Below are 17427 nucleotides of genomic sequence, written 5' to 3' on the forward strand. Positions count from 1 at the left end.
GATTAGGAGAAAATAATAGGAAATAATGGCAGCAATCGACACGATTTCAGACATGCTAACTCGCATCCGCAATGCTTGCGCAGTTAGGCATCCAACCACCCAAGTGCCGACTACTAAAATGACGCGCAGCATTGCCAAAGTTCTCAAAGACGAAGGGTTTATTGAGGACTACAAAGAAGTCGGCGAAGGCATTGACAAACAGTTAGTCATCTCCCTTAAATACAAAGGCAAAAATCGCCAACCCTTAATTACCACCCTCAAACGGGTCAGCAAACCCGGACTGAGAGTTTATTCTGGCAGCAAAGATTTACCTCGCGTTTTAGGAGGAATCGGCATCGCGATCGTTTCCACCTCAAAAGGTATTATGACTGACCGGGAAGCTCGAAAACAAAAAGTGGGTGGCGAAGTCCTCTGCTATATCTGGTAGTTATTGGTCATTAGTCATTGGTCATTAGTAAAAACAAAGGACGAATGACAAAAGACAAATGATAAACAATTAACTAATAACTGGTAACCGATCATGTCTCGAATTGGCAAACGCCCGATCGCAATTCCCAACAAAGTCACCGTGGAAATTAACGGATTAAATGTTGTCGTCAAAGGACCGAAAGGAACCCTAGAAAGAACCCTACCGCCCCAAGTCAAAGTCGAGCAAGAAGGCAATACGCTAAAAGTCTTGCGGCGGGACGAATCAAGAGTAGCTCGCGAGCGCCACGGGCTTTCCCGTACCCTCGTTGCCAACATGGTAGAAGGGGTTTCCCAAGGCTTTCAAAAGCGCCTCGACATCCAAGGAGTGGGATATCGAGCGCAAGCGCAGGGCAGCAAGCTGACTCTTAACGTAGGATACAGCAAACCCGTTGAAATGACGATGCCCAAAGATATACAGGTAGCGGTAGAAAACAACACGCAAGTCGTCATCAGCGGCATCGATAAAGAAATAGTCGGTAATATCGCCGCTCAAATCCGTGGCATCCGACCGCCAGAACCCTACAAAGGTAAAGGGATTCGCTACCAAGGAGAATTTGTCAGACGTAAAGCTGGTAAGACAGGTAAGAAGTAACGATGAAACCGACACGAGTAGAATTAATCAAACGTCGCCACAAACGATTGCGCAAGAAAGTTACGGGCACGCCCGAACGCCCCCGCTTGGCTGTTTTTCGCTCTCACAAGCACATCTACGCGCAAATTATTGACGATGTTGCCCAGCATACCCTAGTAGCTGCCTCGACGCTAGAACCAACTCTCAAGACAGAGCTATCTACGGGGGCTACTTGTGAAGCGTCGGCAGCCGTAGGCAAGCTAGTCGCGCAACGTGCTCTAGAAAAGGGAATCGAGAAAGTCGTCTTCGACCGAGGAGGAAACCTCTATCACGGTCGCGTAAAAGCCCTAGCTGAAGCCGCTCGCGAAGCTGGATTGAGTTTCTAGGAATTGGTGATTGGTTAGCGATTAGGAGAAGGCGACTAATAACTCACACCGAACAATAAAGGATACTAATTATGGCAAAACGTCAAAAAAGCAGTCGTACTAAAACCAAAGAAACTAACTGGAAAGAGCGAGTCATTCAGATTCGTCGCGTCAGCAAAGTGGTCAAAGGCGGTAAAAAATTAAGCTTCCGCGCGATCGTTGTCGTCGGTAACGAAAGCGGTCAAGTTGGCGTGGGCGTAGGAAAAGCAGGCGACGTTATCGGAGCTGTCCGCAAAGGAGTTGCCGACGGGAAAAAACAACTCATCGAAGTGCCTTTAACAAAAGCTAGCTCCATCACCCATATTACTAGGGGAGCCTCTGGCGGCGCGAAAGTGATTATGCGCCCTGCCGCCCCCGGTACCGGAGTAATCGCCGGCGGAGCCGTGCGAACCGTGCTGGAGTTAGCTGGCGTAAAAAATATCCTGGCCAAACAGCTTGGCTCGAATAACCCACTGAATAATGCCAGGGCAGCCGTAGATGCGCTATCGACGTTGCGAACCTTTTCAGAAGTGGCACAAGATAGAGGTGTATCCGTCGAACATCTCTACACCTAATAGACCGACCGAATCATCTTAAGTTGCTATATAAATAAAGGGGAAAAATTATGAGAATCCACGACGCTGTTCCCAAAGCAGGGTCTAAAAAGCGCCGCCGCCGCGTCGGTCGCGGCATTTCAGCCGGACAAGGAGCTAGCTGTGGTTTTGGCATGCGCGGTCAAAAATCTCGTTCTGGTTCGGGAACCAGACCAGGCTTTGAAGGAGGACAAATGCCACTTTATCGGCGCGTTCCAAAATTAAAGCACTTCCCAATTGTCAATCCCAGCCATTACACGATTGTCAACGTTGGCAAGCTAGCATCGCTTCCGGCTAAAACCGAAGTCACTCTAGAAAAGCTGATGGAAACAGGAATCGTCACCAGTAACGATGGTCCGCTCAAAATTCTCGGAGATGGCGAGCTAACGGTAGCTTTAACGGTAAAAGCGGCTGCTTTTACTGCTAGCGCGAAGGAAAAAATTGAGGCGGCGGGCGGCAGTTACGAAGTTGTAGAAGGCTAAACTTGGCATTACTTTTTGAAAATGTCATCGACAATCCCCCTTCTCTGGGTCGGATGGCATGCTAGGATTATTAATTTAAAGGTAAATAAAAGTTAAAAAAGCCTAAAATTTTCACCTCCTCCAACTTCCCAATCCGCCAACCCATAAGAGGTAGCCACCCATGGTCGTCAGTCGAGATAAAACCCCCACGGCTCAAGAAACTTTTCTGCAAATGGCACAAGCAGCCGGACTGCGAGGTCGGCTGCTGATTACTCTCGGTCTTTTGATTCTAGTTCGCTTCGGAATATCCATTCCCATACCGGGAATCGATCGCGCGAGATTTTCTGCCGATATTGCTAACCTTCCCATCTTCGGAATCTTTGATTTCCTCACCGGAGGCGGTCTCAAAGTAGTCGGACTGTTTGCATTAGGCATCCTGCCCTATATTAACGCTTCCATTATCATGCAGCTTCTCGCGGCTGCAATACCAGCCCTAGAAGACTTACAAAAAAACGAAGGCGAAGCGGGACGACGCAAAATTTCTCAGATTACTCGTTATGTCGCATTAGGTTGGGCAATCATCCAAAGTTTGGGGATTACAATTGGTTTGCTGCGTTCCTACGCCATTGACTACGGTTTTTGGTTCGTAGCCCAGACCGTTTTGGCACTAACAGCTGGCTCCATGTTCGTCATGTGGGTTTCGGAACTGATTACCGAACGCGGCATTGGCAATGGAGCTTCTTTACTCATTTTCCTCAACATCGTGGCGGTCTTGCCAAAAACGCTGGGAGACACGATTGACCTAGCTCAAACGGGCGGTCGAGAGACGATAGCGAAAGTCGTTCTTCTGCTCCTCGTTTTTTTGGTGACAATTATTATGATTGTCTTCGTCCAAGAAGGCACTCGCAGAATCCCGATTGTTTCCGCCCGCCGTCAAGTCGGCAAGAGACTCTATCGAGAAAGAACGAGCTATTTACCCCTGAGACTCAATCAGGGCGGTGTTATGCCAATTATTTTTGCCTCAGCTGTTTTGTTCTTGCCTTCTACACTAGCTGGACTTTTTAGCAATCAAGGCAATATTAGTCAAGCTTTGGTGCAAGTAGCTAATGCCCTGCAACCCGGCAGCTGGATCTATATAGCGGTCTACTCGCTCATGATTCTCTTCTTCAGTTACTTCTACGCCTCTTTAATCGTTAACCCAGAAGACGTATCGAAAAATCTCAAGAAAATGGGGGCTAGCATTCCAGGAATTCGTCCCGGAGAAGCGACGACCAAGTATCTTCAAGGCGTGCTCAACCGCTTGACTTTCCTAGGAGCAATCTTTTTAAGCGTTGTTGCCATCGTGCCTACCCTGGTAGAAGGTGCAACGGGGGTAACGACTTTTAGAGGATTGGGAGCCACTTCTTTGCTCATTCTCGTAGGCGTGGCAATCGATACGGCGAAGCAAATTCAAACCTACGTAATTTCTCAACGTTACGAAGGAATGGTCAAACAGTAGGCAGTAGGGACAAGACATGTCTTGTCCCTATCGATCTCTGATGCGCGTCCTTAAAAGCATTTAGGAAAAAGAATGGCAAATACCACTGGATTAATTTTTTTAGGACCTCCAGGAGCGGGAAAAGGAACCCAAGCAAGTCTTTTAGCGAAATTCTATAGTATTCCTCATATTTCTACCGGAGAAATTCTCCGAGGAGCCATTACCGAACAAACTCCACTGGGTCAGCAAGCTCAAAGTTATATGGATAAGGGAGAATTGGTTCCCGATTCCCTGATTCTAGAGTTGGTTAAAGAACGGTTGGGTCAACCCGATGCAGAAAAGGGCTGGATTTTAGACGGGTTTCCCCGCACCGTTCCTCAAGCGGTTTTTTTAGATAAGCTGCTTGAAGAACAAAATCATACCTCTGAGCGCGTTCTAAATTTAGACGTTCCCGACGAGGTAATCCTAGAGCGCCTGCTTCAGCGAGGCAGAAAAGACGATACCGAAGAGACAATTCGCCGACGCTTAGAAGTGTATCGCGAGCAAACCGCACCGCTGATCGAATATTATCGCGATCGCGGGACGCTTCATTATATCGATGGCAATCGCTCGCCCGAAGAAGTTACCGAAGCTTTGAAGGCAGCCATCGCGCTTTGATGAAAATGACTGGAAACCGGAAGATTGATTAGAAGGGCTAAAAATTAATTCCCAATTCCCAATTGCTACCTCCTCAGACTATTGTCGAGCAGGATCGCTAAACTCCAATCCCCAGGGACGGGTGAATTTTTGATAAGATAGATTGATGGGGGTATCATTTCATGCTACATCAATTGTTAAACTGAGCAAACGATTAGTACCCGATTCCATAAAAAAAAAATTATTGAGGATTACTGCTTTGTCCAAACAAGACTTAATCGAGATAGAAGGTACGGTAACCGAATCTCTTCCTAATGCCATGTTCCGCGTCGAACTCGACAACGGATTTAATGTTTTAGCTCATATTTCCGGCAAGATTCGCCGAAATTATATTAAGATCCTGCCCGGCGATCGCGTTAAGGTAGAATTAACCCCATACGATCTCACCAAAGGCAGAATTACTTATCGTCTTAAGAATAGTAAAAAATAAGTAATGAGATAAGTAATGAGAAAAGCTCTGCCAAAGCGATCGTAATTTAAAAAAGACAGATAAATTTATCTGAGCTGACAAAGTTTCATAATTACTGATATAATTAAAAACTTGCAGTGTTTGCCCATAAACGGCATGAAAGTTAGAGCATCAGTCAAGAAAATGTGTGAAAAGTGCCGCGTCATCAGACGACGCGGTAAAGTCATGGTGATTTGTACTAACCCGAAGCACAAGCAGCGCCAAGGTTAGTGGCAATCCACCAGAAGTCTTCAACATCCTTTGTAACCAAACTACAAAATTCAGAGGGAGAAAAAGCGTGGCAAGGATTGCTGGCGTAGACCTACCCCGCGATAAGCGCGTGGAAATCGCCCTAACTTATCTATACGGCATCGGTCTATCTCGTTCACAAGAAATATTAGCAAAAACTGGTGTAAATCCGGACACCAGAGTTAAAGATTTAACGGATGAAGACATCGCAACGCTTCGTTCGTTCATTGAAACCAACTATCAGATCGAAGGTGACTTGAGACGTTGGGAAGCAATGAACATCAAGCGCTTGATCGATATCGGGACTTATCGCGGTCGCCGTCATCGCTTGGGACTCCCCGTGCGAGGACAGCGAACCCGTACTAATGCACGGACTCGTCGAGGTAGACGAGTAACCGTTGCCGGGAAGAAGAAAGCTCCCGCCAAGAAATAACCTTATCTTTTTAACTTCACTTATACAGAGAAATTTCGGCTAAGCAATATGGCGCGACCAACGAAAAAAAGCGGCGCAAAAAAACAGAAAAAAAACGTACCTAACGGCATCGCTCACATCCAATCTACTTTCAACAATACCATCGTCACGATTTCCGACACCAGGGGAGACGTAATTTCCTGGGCATCAGCTGGCTCGAGCGGCTTCAAAGGAGCTAAGAAAGGCACGCCTTTTGCAGCGCAAACAGCTGCCGACCAAGCAGCTCGACGAGCCATCGAACAGGGGATGCGCCAGATCGAAGTTATGGTCAGCGGACCGGGGGCAGGTCGAGAAACCGCAATTCGAGCCTTGCAGGGTTCGGGTTTGGAAATCACCTTAATTAGAGATGTTACTCCGATTCCTCACAATGGCTGTCGTCCGCCTAAGCGACGTAGAGTTTAAGTCAGCGACCAGTGACCAGTGACCAGTGACCAGCAATCGGTTCCTAATGACTGATGATTGGCAGCTAACACTGATTACTGATAACTGATTACTGATAACTGATAAGCATGGGAGATCAGTCGGTGGCACAGTTTCAAATTGAGTGTGTAGAATCTAAGACTCACAAAAATCAGAGTCAATACGGTAAGTTTGTTTTGGAGCCTCTCGATCGCGGTCAAGGGACGACAGTAGGCAATGCCCTCAGACGAGTTTTGCTCTCGAATTTAGAAGGAACTGCCATAACGGCAATTCGTATTGCTGGAGTCAATCACGAATTCGCGACGATTCCAGGGGTGAGGGAGGACGTACTGGAAATCATGCTCAACATGAAAGAGATCGTCCTTAAAAGCTATACTCACCAGCCTTTAATCGGTCGCCTCGTGGCAACCGGGCCGGCTACGATAACAGCAGCTAACTTTGACGCCCTTCCTTCAGAAGTAGAAGCGATCGACCCAAACCAGTATATAGCCACCTTGGCTGAAGGGGCAAAGCTGGAGATGGAGTTTCGCATTGAAAAGGGCAAAGGGTATCGCGCGATCGATCGCAGCAAAGACGAAACGGCTGCAATAGACTTTCTCCAAATCGATTCGGTCTTTATGCCAGTTACCAAAGTCAATTACAGCGTAGAAGATGTGCGAGTTGACGGCGCTCAGGCAAAAGATCGGCTGATTATGGAAATTTGGACCAATGGCAGCATCAGTCCCAAAGAAGCGCTTTCTCAAGCAGCTAATATCATTGTCGATCTGTTCAATCCTCTTAAGGATCTCAACGAACTAGATACCAAACCTATCGACGATCGGGATGAGATCCCTCCTGAGAGTCAAATTCCGATTGAGGAGCTTCAGCTGTCAGTTCGCGCGTATAACTGCCTCAAACGAGCGCAGATTAATACGGTTGCCGACTTACTCGAATACAGCCAAGAAGATCTCTTAGAAATTAAGAACTTCGGGCAAAAATCGGCAGAAGAGGTGATCGAAGCTCTGCAAAAACGTCTGGGAATTACTTTGCCCCAGGAAAAAACAGTGAAAGCCTAGCTCGTTAATTCAGTTAAGATGTAGCTAGCTGCGGCAAAACAAAGACAAAAGTCAAAAATAATCTTTTTGCCTTTTGTCTGTTTATTTTTGTCTTTAGAAGATAAAATTTATCTCGCTAAATATATAAGGAAAAAGAAAATGCGTCACCAATGTCGCGTACCACAACTAGGACGACCGGCAGATCGGAGAAAAGCACTACTCAGAGCGCTGGCAACAGAACTGATTCGTCACGGTCAAATTACCACGACTAAAGCTCGCGCTAAAGCCGTTCGCTCGGAAGTCGAAAGAATGATTAGTCTGGCAAAAGATGGTTCCTTAGCAGCAAGGCGAGCCGCTTTGGGCTATATTTACGACAAACAGTTGGTTCATGCTTTGTTCGAGGCAGCTAAAGAACGTTACGGCAATCGGAACGGGGGATACACTCGGATCGCTCGTACCGTGCGCCGTCGAGGAGATAACGCAGAAATGGCAATTATCGAGCTAGTATAAGCCGAATTGAGATTGATGTCCGAGAAGACAGAATTAGAAAACTCAGAACGGGTGGCTCTCGTCATTCAATACGTGGGAACCAATTTTTCTGGCTGGCAGCGACAACCCAAGCGGCGAACCGTACAGGAAGAAATCGAAGCCGCGATCGCGCAGGTACTTCAACATCCCGTCAGTTTAATTGCGGCAGGACGTACCGATACGGGAGTCCACGCCGCCGCTCAAGTCGCTCATTTCAACCAAAAAAGCACGATTCCCGCCTCCCGTTGGGCAGTTATTCTCAATTCTCGGCTACCCGAAGATATTTTAATTCGAGCCTCGGCTAAAGTTTCTGAGACTTGGCATGCTCGCTTTTCCGCTCTGTGGCGACGTTATCGGTATACGATTTATACTGACAAGCGCCCTAACTTGTTTGTTAAGCCCTTTAGCTGGCATTATTATCACGCTCCCCTGCAAGAATCTCTCATGCAGGCAGCATTGACCTCCATGCTCGGAAAACATCACTTTGCTGCTTTCCACCGCGCTCGCTCCGCGCGTAGGCACTCTTGGGTAGAGGTTCAACAAGCCCAATGCTATCGACAAGGACCTTTGCTACATATAGAGATTCAAGCAAACGCCTTTTTGTACGGGATGGTGCGCCTTCTAGTGGGAATGCTAGTAGAAGTTGGAAGCGGCAAGCGATCGCTAGAAAACTTTACCGATATTTGGGTCAACCAAAAGCGAGAAGAAGTTAAGTATGCGGCTCCAGCAAAGGGTTTATGTCTGCTGCGAGTTGGCTACCCCGAATTTCCCTTTTCCCCTGACATTTGGTACGATACGCAACCCATCTTTCATTTCAATGAAGAGCTAGTCGTTAGTGGTTAGCACGAAGAAAACAACTAACCACCCACTACTAACAACCAACTACTAAACAACCAACCATGACTACTAAAACGCCACTTCCCACTCAAGAAACTATAGAGCCAAAATGGTATGTCATAGACGCTACCGATCAGCGATTGGGTCGTCTTGCCTCAGAAATCGCGAAGATCCTCAGAGGAAAAAATAAGCCCATCTTTACTCCTCACATGGATACAGGCGATTTTGCGATCGTCATCAACGCCGAAAAAGTTATCGTTACGGGCAAAAAACCCAAGCAAAAGGTCTATCGCCGACATTCGGGACGACCGGGCGGAATGAAGACAGAAACTTTCGAACAACTGCAACAGCGCATTCCAGAGAGAATTATCGAAACCGCCGTCAAAGGAATGTTGCCCAAAAACTCCTTGGGTCGCAAACTATTTACCAAACTCAAGGTCTACGCGGGATCGACACATCCCCACCAAGCCCAAAAACCCGAAGAACTAAAAATTAATACTATTCCAACCGGAGGGAACTAATGCAAGCAACAGAATCTCAAGATAAAGTTGTCTATTGGGGAACGGGTCGCCGCAAATCTTCTGTGGCAAGAGTTCGTCTCGTTCCCGGCAGCGGACAGTTGATTGTTAATGATAAACCCGGAGAGATTTACTTCAATAGAATCCCGGGTTATCTACAAGCTATTAAAGCTCCTTTGGAAACCCTGGGTCTAGAAAATGAATACGACATTTTAGTCAAAGCCCACGGCGGCGGACTGACAGGACAATCTGATGCTGTTAAACTAGGAGTAGCTAGAGCTTTATGTCAACTCGCGCCAGAAAATCGCCAACCGCTAAAAATTGAAGGGTATCTGACCCGCGATCCCCGCGCTAAAGAGCGCAAGAAATACGGCTTGCACAAAGCTCGTAAGGCACCTCAATACTCTAAGCGATAAAATTATAAATAGTAGTTGGTTATTTGTTAGTTGTTATTGGTTCGAGAGCCATTTAACTGCTAACTACTAACCACTAACCACTAACTAAAGATAACTATGCCAAAACCTGACATTCATCCCACTTGGTATCCAGAAGCAAAAGTCATTTGTAATGGCGAGGTCGTCATGACCGTTGGCTCCACCAAACCCGAAATTCATGTCGAGGTTTGGTCGGGCAATCATCCCTTCTTTACCGGAACGCAAAAACTGATCGACACTGAAGGACGAGTCGATCGCTTCCGCCGCAAATACGGAACGCTTGGTGGTAAAACCGACCAGAAAAATAAAGCTTCTAATGCAAAAGAAAAATAGCGGCTCGATTGGCTTGTTTTAACCCAGCAGAATTTCTGCTGGGTTGGTCCTGTCTATCATTCAGTCAAGCTATTTTTTGTATTAGGAGCAATCTTCATGGCTGAATCTTACTTACTCGAAAAACTACAATCCGTCGAACAAACTTTTAAAGAATTGACCCGTCGCCTTGCCGACCCGGATATCGCCACCAATCCAGAGGAATTGCAGCGAGTCTCGAAGGCGCGTTCTTCTTTGGAAGAGACGGTTAATACCTACGAAGCTTGGAAAAAAACCAAGGAAGACTTAGCTGGGGCTAAACAAATTCTTAAAGAATCTGGCAGCGATCCAGAATTAAAGGAAATGGCTGCTCTAGAAGTCGAAGAATTAGAGGAAAAGTTAGCCCAGCTAGAGAAACAGCTCAAAATCTTACTCTTGCCTCGCGATCCCAACGATGATAAAAACATCATGCTAGAAATTCGCGCTGGGACTGGCGGAGACGAGGCGAGTATTTGGGCAGGTGACTTAGTACGGATGTACTCGCGCTATGCTGAGTCCCAAAATTGGAAAGTTAAACTCGTCAGCGAGTCGCTTGCCGAGTTAGGAGGCTTTAAAGAAGCGATCCTGGAAATCCAGGGCGATCGCGTTTATAGCAAACTAAAATTTGAAGCGGGCGTTCACCGAGTTCAGCGAGTGCCCGTCACGGAAGCAGGCGGACGAGTTCATACCTCAACGGCGACAGTAGCGATCATGCCAGAGGTGGATGAGGTAGAAGTCGAGATCGATCCCAAAGATATCGAAATCAAAACGGCGCGTTCTGGCGGTGCTGGGGGACAAAATGTCAATAAGGTGGAAACGGCAGTAGACCTGATTCACAAGCCAACCGGAATCAGAATCTTCTGTACAGAAGAGCGATCGCAATTGCAAAACCGCGAGCGAGCCATGCAAATTTTGCGAGCTAAGCTCTACGAAATAAAGCTGCAAGAACAGCAAGAAGTCGTGACTTCTATGCGGCGATCCCAGGTAGGAACGGGAGCGCGATCGGAAAAAATCCGCACTTATAACTACAAAGACAATCGCGTCACCGATCACCGATTGGGACAAAACTTTAACTTAGCTGCTGCTTTAGAGGGAAACCTAGAAGACATGATTCAGGCTTGTATCGCTCAGGATCAGCAAGAGCGTCTAGAGGAATTAGCCACTTCTCCTACAACGGCTGAGGTATTGAGTAATTGACGCTCTGTTAACCTAGGCATGGGAGTCGCTCCCCATGCTTGGCTCCAGAACTGGACATGAAAGTTGCCCTTTGTCATAGTTACTAATATCAATTTTTACTTCTATCTGTAAAATTTTTCCAATCTCTAAAGAATAGATGAGGCGGCTTCGCCTAAAACGCGGTGAATTGTAGCGGTAGGGTGAACATTGTCCCAAAAGAGATACTGGTCTGGATTGGCACCACTTGCGGGATCTACGCTCAAAAATGGTCGATCCACAACGGTAAGTCCAAATCTCTGCGGTTCGGCGATCGCGCGATCGAACAAACTGTTAACGTCAAACAGGGTTATATCGACATCATCGGGTAATTTCTTCTCTAACTTATCCAAGTTTTTTGCCAACAAGCTGTTGTGTCTGTTGCTTATCTTTGTTAGCTCCTTAGAAGAACGGACAATCTTTTCGCCGAACACGTCCCCTCCTGTGAGTGCGCCTGGAGTTCTACCCAAATCGGGCAAGTTGGGGATGAGAAAATCGCGTCCGCCGCGTCGGTAAAGAGATTCTATGCTGTCTGTAATATTATCGACGACATCTTTAGGTTTCGCACTTGAGTCGAAGAAATAATCGTTTGCCCCACCCCAAATAACAAATAGGTCATTTGCGTCAGCCGATTTTTGGAAGCGATCGTGGTCTTGAGTAAACTGAGCTACCTGATCGACAACTGTTGGAAGCAAACCGCGAGATCCTGTATTTCCTTCCGTTTCTGTGCCTCCGTAGGCAAAGTTGACGCTTCGATCTATAGTTTTGCCGTCAAAGGAGCCAGTCACAGATAAATCGGTAGAAGCGGTAAGATCGTCTACTCCCACATTCTGCGCCAGAATTTCTACCCAGGTAGGTCCGTTTGTAAAGCGTCCGTTGAAGTACGGAGGACTGGGTGGTCCGCCAACAAGGTTAAATGTGTTTCCTATATCAGAGAGACTATCCCCGAAAACGTAGAGATCGTCAATGCCGTTTGTTTCCGAACTCGCCAATCCTACGAGAGGCTCATTGCTTCCTAAGCCAGTGAGATTATCGCTATTGTTTTCCGGCATTTTTGTTTTTTTAAGGAAAAATCATGAAAAATATATCATATGCCGGAATTTTTAGGATGATTTTTAAATTATGATTCTGATTAGTTAAATTTACTTGCTTAAGCTGCTTTTATTGATACTTTAAATTGCATAATTGCGAACTCGTAAATATGTAAATTAGTATTTGGCAAGCGAAACAACAGAGTCTCAAGAAAAATACGATTCATCGGACTCGAACCAGATATAGAATCCCCGAAGACAGCTAAAATCCTTTCCAGGCAGCAGTTCCTTTATCGAGAAGAGCGCGATTCTATCTTGAAAAAACAAGAGGTAAAGATGAAAATTGAGGATTTAATCTTCGATATTTCACTTAAATCTTTTGACAATAAAAAAATGGCGATCGCAGCGAAACTCGAGAAAGATTTCCCATGCGATCGCCATTTTCGAGCAATTCAGTTAAAACCTAGTCAGAATGTAAAGCAGCGAGAAAAGGATAATCCAGATGATATCGACGAAGTGCCAGTAGATTTCTGCCATTTCTACGCCGGTATGTTTAGTGGCATTATAGTGACCTTGACGGCGCGATCGCCACAATACGCCCAGGATTAACAAAACCCCAATAATTAACTACCTTATGAAAGCCTGCTCTCATTACCTGAAAATGATGAGCCTGTTACTCGTTCTATTGTTGTTTCCCCAATTCCTAATTGTTAAAACTTTTAACGATTTTTTTATTTCGTTTTTCAACGAATTGCAACAACTAACAAAAATAATTTTAAATTTTAATTACTATTAGTAGTTTTTATGATAATTGCTCAATAATTCTGTTCAATGCAAGCAATTTGACAAAATTTTATTTTTTTTTAAGAAAAAATTATCAGCCATTCATTTATTGGCAATTCTGTATACCAATAATGCGATCGCGTACTTGCGATCGCGTACTGTCGAACAAGAAGTACTGGATTTGTTAGACGATCCCAAAGTAACTAACAATTGCGATCGCACATTAATAAAACGATAATTCATCTACTCGGACTTCCAGACAAGAACCGACTTCGGAAGGCGGACAGACACGAATTCTCGCGATCGCTAATTCCTCTAATATACTTCCAAGCTGCTTGAGCTTTTCGAGGACGCGCCAACTCATTGCTAAGTCAGTCGTTTCAATAATGAGAGTCGGTTGTTTAGCTTTGATGGTGATGAACCACTGACAATCAGATAATAGCTTTACCAAAGAATAATCTCTTTTGTGAAAAGAATCGCCCGAACGATAAGCTTCGCGCATGCAAGTATCAAAAAAGCGCTGGCTTAGAGTTGTTTCTATTTGCCGAGCAAGTAAGCGATCTGATAGGCTAGGCTCGGATGGCGGGCGATCGTCTTGGGGAAGGATTGGAGAGTTCATTGTCTTATTTTATGTTTGGCGATCGTCTACTTGTACTATGAGGACAGGTTTCTACATCTCCGATATTACTAGGTACAGGACTTAACCCAATCCAAGCATCAATTTGTTCGGGATTAAACCCGACTCGACGAATTTCTCCTACCTGAATTAACGGACGACGAATTAATAGAGGATCTTCTATCATCAATTTCAAGGCAGTTTGCTCGTCTAAGTCTAAAGGATTAACTTCTCCTGATTTAACGCGAGGTGCAGTATAATTAAACCACTCCGCAACAGGCAGATCGCCAAAAAAGGGACGCAAAATTTCCGCCGTCCAAGGTTCTTTTAATAAATTACGAACCTCTAACTTATGCCCAGCAGCATATAATAAAGCTCTCTGCTTCGCATTATTAATACAACCAGGTTTTTCGTAGAAAACTACTTTAGCCATAACTCACCTCAGTTTTGGATTGACAGGTATTTATCCAACAACCCGCCTGCCAATTAATTAGCAGGCTAATAGCAAAAGTTCTCTCAAGAGAACTGCTTATAGCACTGAGTCCATTTAAATAGACTTTAGCTATGAGCAAGGAAATTAATTTCCTTGCGGGTAATCGTTTACTTACAAGAAATGCAGAAATGCTTCTCCAACAACGCAAAAATACTATCAAGATCCATGCGATCGCAGCGAGTTTCTTTTTCTCCTGGCATTAAAATAAAATTTGGCGCTTTTTTGCAGCGTTTTTGACAGCCAGTTCGTTCGATCTTGACATGATTTTGCAATCCTAACTCAGACAAAGCTTGCTCTATTTTCTCGTGCAAATGTTTGCCCCCTCGCTTAAGACAGCCTGACTTGTGACACACTAAAATTTTGGCTTTAGATTTACCTTTTTTGGGATAACTAATTTCTTCAAGATTGTCTAGTGTTGGTTCGCTTTGGCGGCTGAGGTTAATAATTTGAGTAGCTTTGAGTTTATGAATGCCTGTCTCTGGTTTTAAGGTTTCATCGCCGATAATTTTAAGGCGATCGCCAGGAACAATATTTAAATCTACAATTTCCCGTAATGACTTAGATAGCTTAATAGGAAATCGCTCCTCGCCAATAGCAATGCGCACATATTTGGGCGTACCTTTCGACCAATCGAGAAATTGAATAAATTCACCTTCGACTTGAAATTGAAATTCCGTTTGTAGCAACATAGTTGTCTTTAAGGAGGTAAGAGTTTGCGATCGCCTTTTTATTCCCCAAGGCGGGGATTGCCCGCCCCAGGTTTTTATACCCAATTAGGTTTTCGTTTCAAGTACGTGATGGCGCACTCGCAAAATTTCTGGATGTTCTTGACAGAAGGCTTGGAAAGGTGTTGTATCGGGAATGACCGTTCCTTCTTGATAAGCTGCCTCAGCTTCTAAGTCTTCTACCAAAGCCCAAGCATCAATGCATTCCTGAGAAGTTGCGCCTTTTGCCGCACTAATTGCTTTTGCTTCCTCAATGGCTTTTTCTAGTTCTCGCCGCAATAGAGGGACTTTAGGATTTTCCAAGAAATCGCCTTTAAAAAGAATGTCGCTTTCTGAGACTATGCCCAATAGCCCGCCCTGAATAACGGGAGCAATGCGAATGCCCGTATTGGCAAACAGTCGCGCTACATACTCCACGCCCAGATCGGGGTTAACTACAATACAGGGCTTGGTCATAATTTCGTAGACGCGAATTGTTTTGGGATCTTTCCCATAAGCAATTACTTTGCTGACAATATCAGAGTGAGTAACGATGCCATAAGCATCTTGACCATTGCGAAGATCGACAATTAGCGCCCGCAGTTCTTTAAACTTCATCAATTTTACTGCTTCTGCTACTGTCGCCGAACCTCGAATGGTGGCTACATCGTAACTCATGATATCGGATGCCTTCAACATAGAATTAACTCCTCTCAAAATTTGAGCATTGAAAAAATTGGCGTACTCAACTGCGAGTAACCAAATAGATCGCCCCACTCAGAATCTAAAGTTAAAGAATATGACGGGGTGACAAGCAATCTGAAATCTTGGCAAGGCAGAAAGCAGAAGGTAAGAACTTCAGGAGTTTTAGAGTCATCTCATTCTCAGCGTTTATGCGCAAAATCAATCGACTTCAGAAAAGATGTCACCCCGCCAGATTCAGACTTTTATGCGATTTTCCTTGCTTCAGTCGTTATTGGTAACTTTAACGGTTCTTCGAGTTCAGAAAACAGAAGTTCCCAACCATTTGCTAAGGTCATAAGTATGCCCTCTTGCATCACAGTTTCTTTGACAACTTCTTCTTCTAAATCTTTTTTAGGCACGTAAACCGACAAGTGTCCGGCAGCATTTTTGTGCAACATTACTTTCATGGCAATCTCCTTTTTCAGTTAATATTTGTCATTTGTCCTTTGTACCAATGACCAATGACCAATGACGACTAATCAACGGCTTCCAATTCCTTTCTGCGGCAACCAACGACTACATCGCGATCGATAAAATGCACCGCATAGATGTAATAGCTTTGCAAATAAGTACCGATGCTGACGACGTAGCCTTCATCTCCCTTTTTGGCAAGGACTTCACCAATGTCTCTACCGGGAAACGTTCCGTCATTGCGGATTAGCTTGCGAACCCTAACTTTCTGTTCCATGTTGAAAGCTGGGGGATCGTCTAATTCGATTTCTCCTGGGTTATACAATCCCATTGGCTATACTCCTTTTAGGAACGATATCGAGCAATTCTTCTACGGTTAAACTGCGTTTGAGATTGACCGACATATGTCTAACAGCATCGATAACGGATTGCGCTTCTTCTCTGGTTAAGGTGATGCCATGCTCTTTGAGAAGCGTCAATACTAGATGTCTTCCCGAATGCTTGCCGACGACTAAACGGCGTTTCCAACCAACTTCATCTGGTGAAAAAGGTTCATAAGTAGCGGGATTTTGCAAAACGCCGTGGGCATGAATGCCAGACTCGTGAGCAAAAGCATTTTCACCGACGATCGCTTTCCAGGGAGAAACGGGACAACCGGACGCGGCGACGACGAATTGAGACAATTCTCGCAATCGTTCGGTTTTGATGCCCAAGTCAACGCCATAGATGCGTTTGAGTGCCATGACGATTTCTTCTAGGGCAGCATTTCCCGCTCTTTCACCCAATCCGTTGACGGTTGTATTGACGGATGTTGCCCCCGCACGCAGCCCTGCTAGAGCGTTGGCAGTGGCGAGTCCGAGATCGTCGTGGGTGTGCATTTCAATGGGAATTGACAGCCATTTGGTCAGTTGGCTGACTTTTTCAAAGGTAGTCACGGGATCGAGAATGCCTACCGTATCGCAAAAGCGAAATCGAGAAGCGCCCCACTCTTGAGCAGAGAGTGCTACATCGAGAAGGAAAGTTTCGTCTGCACGAGAAGAGTCTTCTCCGCCAACGGATATCCACAAACCGCGATCGCTTGCATAGAAAATTGCCTCTCGCAGGCGATCGAAAATCAGTTCGCGATTGCCACCAAATTTAGCTGCAATCTGAATTTCTGAGACGGGAACAGAAATATGTACCCGTTGCAAACCACAGGCAATAGAAGCGTTAATATCGGAGCGAACGGCTCGATTCCAGCCAATTAATTGAGCGTTCAGCCCCATTTCTACAATAGCGAAGATTGCCGTAGCTTCAGAACCGCCCATTGCCGGAATGCCGACTTCCAATTCTTGGATGCCGATCGCATCGAGCAGCGTAGCTAGGGCAACTTTTTCTTCTAGAGTAAAGGCAATTCCTGCGGCTTGTTCCCCATCCCGTAGCGTCGTGTCATTAATTTGAATCGCATTCATTATTGCTCCCCAATGTAAAAGCAG

27 protein-coding genes and 1 pseudogene are annotated in these 17427 nt (G+C 45.5%); 18 read left to right on the forward strand and 10 right to left on the reverse strand.

The annotated features are described in order from the left end of the window. The first annotated feature begins 25 nt into the window (after nucleotides 1-25). The 18 genes from rpsH to prfA all read left to right on the forward strand — a co-directional run bounded on the left by rpsH (nucleotide 26) and on the right by prfA (nucleotide 11155). Complete coding sequence (gene rpsH / locus NIES593_RS06970; RefSeq protein WP_073598900.1) at nucleotides 26-427, forward strand: 30S ribosomal protein S8; 402 nt, start codon at nucleotides 26-28, stop codon at nucleotides 425-427. 93 nt (nucleotides 428-520) lie between these two features. After that, nucleotides 521-1060: a 50S ribosomal protein L6 gene (gene rplF / locus NIES593_RS06975; RefSeq protein WP_073598901.1), complete on the forward strand. Its 540-nt coding sequence runs from the start codon at nucleotides 521-523 to the stop codon at nucleotides 1058-1060. A gap of 2 nt (nucleotides 1061-1062) precedes the next feature. Next, complete coding sequence (gene rplR / locus NIES593_RS06980) at nucleotides 1063-1425, forward strand: 50S ribosomal protein L18 (protein ID WP_015144998.1); 363 nt, start codon at nucleotides 1063-1065, stop codon at nucleotides 1423-1425. Between the two features lie 71 nt (nucleotides 1426-1496). Then, the gene (gene rpsE, locus NIES593_RS06985; RefSeq protein ID WP_073598902.1) at nucleotides 1497-2018 is read left to right on the forward strand and encodes a 30S ribosomal protein S5; all 522 of its coding nucleotides are present in this window, start codon (nucleotides 1497-1499) and stop codon (nucleotides 2016-2018) included. A gap of 50 nt (nucleotides 2019-2068) precedes the next feature. Beyond that, entirely contained in the window at nucleotides 2069-2518 is a 450-nt protein-coding gene (gene rplO / locus NIES593_RS06990) for a 50S ribosomal protein L15 (RefSeq protein WP_073598903.1), read from the forward strand. Between the two features lie 160 nt (nucleotides 2519-2678). Further along, nucleotides 2679-3995: a preprotein translocase subunit SecY gene (secY, locus tag NIES593_RS06995; protein WP_073598904.1), complete on the forward strand. Its 1317-nt coding sequence runs from the start codon at nucleotides 2679-2681 to the stop codon at nucleotides 3993-3995. A 72-nt stretch (nucleotides 3996-4067) separates the two neighbouring features. Next, nucleotides 4068-4631 (forward strand): adenylate kinase, encoded by a 564-nt coding sequence (locus tag NIES593_RS07000; protein ID WP_073598905.1) that lies wholly within the window; start codon nucleotides 4068-4070, stop codon nucleotides 4629-4631. Between the two features lie 238 nt (nucleotides 4632-4869). Continuing rightward, nucleotides 4870-5100, forward strand: coding sequence for a translation initiation factor IF-1 (gene infA, locus NIES593_RS07005; RefSeq protein ID WP_015145003.1), 231 nt, complete (start codon nucleotides 4870-4872; stop codon nucleotides 5098-5100). Between the two features lie 135 nt (nucleotides 5101-5235). Continuing rightward, entirely contained in the window at nucleotides 5236-5349 is a 114-nt protein-coding gene (rpmJ, locus tag NIES593_RS07010) for a 50S ribosomal protein L36 (RefSeq protein ID WP_073598906.1), read from the forward strand. A 67-nt stretch (nucleotides 5350-5416) separates the two neighbouring features. Continuing rightward, nucleotides 5417-5800 carry a 30S ribosomal protein S13 gene (gene rpsM, locus NIES593_RS07015; RefSeq protein ID WP_073598907.1) on the forward strand — a complete coding sequence of 128 codons (384 nt, stop codon included), beginning with the start codon at nucleotides 5417-5419 and terminating at the stop codon, nucleotides 5798-5800. Between the two features lie 48 nt (nucleotides 5801-5848). After that, nucleotides 5849-6241: a 30S ribosomal protein S11 gene (rpsK, locus tag NIES593_RS07020; RefSeq protein ID WP_015145006.1), complete on the forward strand. Its 393-nt coding sequence runs from the start codon at nucleotides 5849-5851 to the stop codon at nucleotides 6239-6241. Nucleotides 6242-6363: 122 nt separating this feature from the next. Beyond that, on the forward strand, nucleotides 6364-7314 hold the full coding sequence (locus tag NIES593_RS07025) for a DNA-directed RNA polymerase subunit alpha (protein WP_073599035.1): 951 nt from the start codon (nucleotides 6364-6366) through the stop codon (nucleotides 7312-7314). A 138-nt stretch (nucleotides 7315-7452) separates the two neighbouring features. Continuing rightward, nucleotides 7453-7803, forward strand: coding sequence for a 50S ribosomal protein L17 (gene rplQ / locus NIES593_RS07030; protein ID WP_073598908.1), 351 nt, complete (start codon nucleotides 7453-7455; stop codon nucleotides 7801-7803). A 15-nt stretch (nucleotides 7804-7818) separates the two neighbouring features. Then, the gene (gene truA, locus NIES593_RS07035; protein ID WP_073598909.1) at nucleotides 7819-8664 is read left to right on the forward strand and encodes a tRNA pseudouridine(38-40) synthase TruA; all 846 of its coding nucleotides are present in this window, start codon (nucleotides 7819-7821) and stop codon (nucleotides 8662-8664) included. Between the two features lie 56 nt (nucleotides 8665-8720). After that, nucleotides 8721-9179 (forward strand): 50S ribosomal protein L13, encoded by a 459-nt coding sequence (rplM, locus tag NIES593_RS07040; RefSeq protein WP_015145010.1) that lies wholly within the window; start codon nucleotides 8721-8723, stop codon nucleotides 9177-9179. Then, on the forward strand, nucleotides 9179-9592 hold the full coding sequence (gene rpsI, locus NIES593_RS07045) for a 30S ribosomal protein S9 (protein ID WP_073598910.1): 414 nt from the start codon (nucleotides 9179-9181) through the stop codon (nucleotides 9590-9592). The genes rplM and rpsI overlap by 1 nt, the downstream gene beginning before the upstream one ends. A gap of 96 nt (nucleotides 9593-9688) precedes the next feature. Further along, nucleotides 9689-9943 carry a 50S ribosomal protein L31 gene (rpmE, locus tag NIES593_RS07050; RefSeq protein WP_073598911.1) on the forward strand — a complete coding sequence of 85 codons (255 nt, stop codon included), beginning with the start codon at nucleotides 9689-9691 and terminating at the stop codon, nucleotides 9941-9943. Between the two features lie 96 nt (nucleotides 9944-10039). Then, complete coding sequence (prfA, locus tag NIES593_RS07055) at nucleotides 10040-11155, forward strand: peptide chain release factor 1 (protein ID WP_073598912.1); 1116 nt, start codon at nucleotides 10040-10042, stop codon at nucleotides 11153-11155. A 125-nt stretch (nucleotides 11156-11280) separates the two neighbouring features. Here prfA and NIES593_RS07060 read toward each other — a convergent pair whose 3' ends face one another. The 10 genes and pseudogenes from NIES593_RS07060 to nifV all read right to left on the reverse strand — a co-directional run bounded on the left by NIES593_RS07060 (nucleotide 11281) and on the right by nifV (nucleotide 17403). After that, a complete protein-coding gene (locus tag NIES593_RS07060) occupies nucleotides 11281-12222 on the reverse strand; it encodes an SGNH/GDSL hydrolase family protein (RefSeq protein WP_073598913.1) in 942 nt (313 codons plus the stop codon). A 435-nt stretch (nucleotides 12223-12657) separates the two neighbouring features. Continuing rightward, nucleotides 12658-12828, reverse strand: a pseudogene (locus NIES593_RS07065) (cytochrome c oxidase subunit 3); the annotation flags it as partial. Nucleotides 12829-13086: 258 nt separating this feature from the next. Next, the gene (locus NIES593_RS23985) at nucleotides 13087-13227 is read right to left on the reverse strand and encodes a hypothetical protein (protein ID WP_175561060.1); all 141 of its coding nucleotides are present in this window, start codon (nucleotides 13225-13227) and stop codon (nucleotides 13087-13089) included. Continuing rightward, complete coding sequence (locus NIES593_RS07075) at nucleotides 13208-13603, reverse strand: hypothetical protein (RefSeq protein ID WP_073598915.1); 396 nt, start codon at nucleotides 13601-13603, stop codon at nucleotides 13208-13210. The genes NIES593_RS23985 and NIES593_RS07075 overlap by 20 nt, the downstream gene beginning before the upstream one ends. A gap of 4 nt (nucleotides 13604-13607) precedes the next feature. Beyond that, a complete protein-coding gene (locus tag NIES593_RS07080) occupies nucleotides 13608-14033 on the reverse strand; it encodes an ArsC/Spx/MgsR family protein (protein WP_073598916.1) in 426 nt (141 codons plus the stop codon). Between the two features lie 167 nt (nucleotides 14034-14200). Then, the gene (locus NIES593_RS07085) at nucleotides 14201-14866 is read right to left on the reverse strand and encodes a (2Fe-2S) ferredoxin domain-containing protein (protein WP_175561061.1); all 666 of its coding nucleotides are present in this window, start codon (nucleotides 14864-14866) and stop codon (nucleotides 14201-14203) included. Continuing rightward, complete coding sequence (locus NIES593_RS07090; protein WP_073599036.1) at nucleotides 14867-15496, reverse strand: CBS domain-containing protein; 630 nt, start codon at nucleotides 15494-15496, stop codon at nucleotides 14867-14869. Nucleotides 15497-15744: 248 nt separating this feature from the next. Then, nucleotides 15745-15948, reverse strand: coding sequence for a putative nitrogen fixation protein NifT (nifT, locus tag NIES593_RS07095; protein ID WP_073598918.1), 204 nt, complete (start codon nucleotides 15946-15948; stop codon nucleotides 15745-15747). A gap of 68 nt (nucleotides 15949-16016) precedes the next feature. After that, the gene (locus NIES593_RS07100; protein WP_073598919.1) at nucleotides 16017-16283 is read right to left on the reverse strand and encodes a nitrogen fixation protein NifZ; all 267 of its coding nucleotides are present in this window, start codon (nucleotides 16281-16283) and stop codon (nucleotides 16017-16019) included. After that, nucleotides 16270-17403, reverse strand: coding sequence for a homocitrate synthase (nifV, locus tag NIES593_RS07105; RefSeq protein ID WP_073598920.1), 1134 nt, complete (start codon nucleotides 17401-17403; stop codon nucleotides 16270-16272). Before nifV ends, NIES593_RS07100 begins: the two co-directional genes overlap by 14 nt. Nucleotides 17404-17427 lie beyond the last annotated feature (24 nt).

The organism is Hydrococcus rivularis NIES-593 (genome assembly GCF_001904635.1).
Taxonomy (GTDB): Bacteria; Cyanobacteriota; Cyanobacteriia; order Cyanobacteriales; family Microcystaceae; genus Hydrococcus; species Hydrococcus rivularis.